The sequence below is a fragment of the Streptomyces sp. S6 genome, from assembly GCF_054880855.1.
The window spans coordinates 1-2,088 of sequence record NZ_JBTYMC010000567.1 but is presented as its reverse complement, the minus strand read 5'-3'; the positions used below and the strand labels follow the sequence as shown (position 1 = coordinate 2,088).

General features: G+C 71.0%; 2 protein-coding genes. Both read left to right on the top strand.

The window, feature by feature from the left end; genetic code table 11:
• The first annotated feature begins 286 nt into the window (after positions 1–286).
• Complete coding sequence (locus ACVNF4_RS35280) at positions 287–913, top strand: TetR/AcrR family transcriptional regulator (RefSeq protein ID WP_461806927.1); 627 nt, start codon at positions 287–289, stop codon at positions 911–913.
• 452 nt (positions 914–1,365) lie between these two features.
• Positions 1,366–1,965, top strand: coding sequence for a DUF4126 domain-containing protein (locus ACVNF4_RS35275; protein ID WP_461806926.1), 600 nt, complete (start codon positions 1,366–1,368; stop codon positions 1,963–1,965).
• Positions 1,966–2,088 lie beyond the last annotated feature (123 nt).

Sequence of the window (2,088 nt, the reverse complement as noted above, 5' to 3'; positions counted from 1 at the left end):
GCACGTCGCTCGCGGGGCCGGGCGGTGCGGGGACAGGGCCGGTGACGCGGGGGCGGTGCGCGGCTGGCGCGCGGTGGCTGGCCATGACGAACCTCCTGTCGTCTGGGTGACGGCACGCCCCCCGACGGGAGGTGCCGTATGTGCCCATCGTGAGGTATGCCACTGACAATCCGTTCTGACCTGGTCTTTTATCTCGATCAGGGGTTCGGGTGAGGTGCCCGCCCGGCCCTTGGGTGATCTCCGAACCGGCCCCCCGACCGGTTGTGCACCTGTGAGAATCGACCGCATGGAAAGCAGCACCACCTCGGGCGGTGGCACCCGCCGCGCGGCCACCCGGCAGAAGCTCTACGAGGCGGCCGTCACCCTCATCGCCGAGCAGGGTTTCTCCGCCACCACGGTCGACGAGATCGCCGAGCGCGCGGGCGTCGCGAAGGGCACCGTCTACTACAACTTCGCCAGCAAGTCCGTCCTCTTCGAGGAGTTGCTGCGGCACGGCGTGGGTCTGTTGACCGCCTCGCTGAGAGAGGCCGCGGAACGCACCGCGCGCGCGGGCGGCACGCGCGTGGACGCCCTCGACGCGATGATCCGCGCGGGCCTCGTCTTCATCGACCGCTACCCCGCCTTCACCCAGCTCTACGTCGCCGAGCTGTGGCGGACGAACCGTGCCTGGCAGTCGACCCTCATGGTCGTGCGCAAGGAGGCGGTGGCCGTCGTCGAGGAGGTGCTCCGCGCGGGGATCGAGGAGGACGAGTTCGCGGACGACATCGACGTGCCGCTGACCGCCGCGGCGCTGGTCGGGATGGTGCTGGTCGCGGCGCTGGACTGGCAGGCGTTCCAGCCGGAGCGGTCGCTGGACGAGGTGCACGCGGCGTTGTCGCGGCTGCTTCAGGGGAGGGTGAGCGGGGGCCGGTGACGGGCGTCTCTCAGGGGCGGCCGTTTCTGAAGCGGCGTACCTCTTGCGGTGCACGAAATGTGGGTGCGCGAAAGCGCCGGTCCGACATGGCCGCGTCCCCCGCGGGCCACCGTCGAACCGGCGCTTCCTCTTTCCCCCGTTCCCCCCGTTCCCCCTGTTTCCCCCGTTTCCCCCCGTTCCTGCTTCCCCCGTCGGTCGTTCCCCCCGTGGGGTCCCCCGTGCCTCGCTCCCGCCGACTGGTCGGCGGAAGGAGCGGTCTGGGGTCCGGTGCCGGTTCCGCCGCCCCGTGTCGGCGGTACCGGCTCCGGTCCCCTTTCCGTGCCTCCACTCTCCCGTTTACGCAGGTCGGCACCCATCCGCGCGCGTACTCATCTCCGTCACTGAGTACGGATACTCAGGACTGTGTGCTCATCCCCAGGCCGGTCCGGCCCGCTCTGGTTACGATCGCGTCCGTGTCGGTACTCCCCCTCGTGTTCACCAGCGGCTGGGCCAGCGGCATCAACGCGTACGCGGTGGTGCTGCTGCTCGGCGTGTTCGGCGCGACCGGACTGAGCGACGACGTCCCGGAGACGTTGCAGCGCCCCGAGGTGCTGATCGTGGCGGGCGTCCTGTTCCTCTGCGACTCGGTCGCCGACAAGATCCCCTACGTGGACTCCGTCTGGGACGCCGTCCACACCCTGATCCGCCCGGTCGCGGGCGCTTGGGTGGGCGCGCTCCTCGCCGGCCACTCCGGTTCCCTCTCCGACATCGCCGCGGGCCTCCTGGGCGGCTCCACGGCCCTCGCCAGCCACGCCGTCAAGGCGGGCACCCGGATGGCCGTCAACACCTCCCCGGAGCCCTTCAGCAACCTCGTGGTGAGCCTCGCGGAGGATCTCGGGGTGGGCGGTCTGGTGACGTTCGCGATGTTCCACCCGGGCGCGGCGGCGATCGTCGCGGGCGCCCTCCTCCTCGCCGGCGCCGTCCTCCTCGTCTTCCTCGCCTCCCGCATCCGCCGGTTCCTGCGGCGCAGGGCGCAGCGGCGGGAGGAGCGGCGGCTGGTGAGCCGCGAGTAGCCTCCGGCCTCACTGATGCTCCTATTGCCTGTCAAGCGGCTTGGAGCCAGTTGCGGTAGGTGTGGGCGAGGTCGTCGTCTCGGCGGATTCCGCGTTCGAGGGCGGAGATGGCGGTCGGCCAGA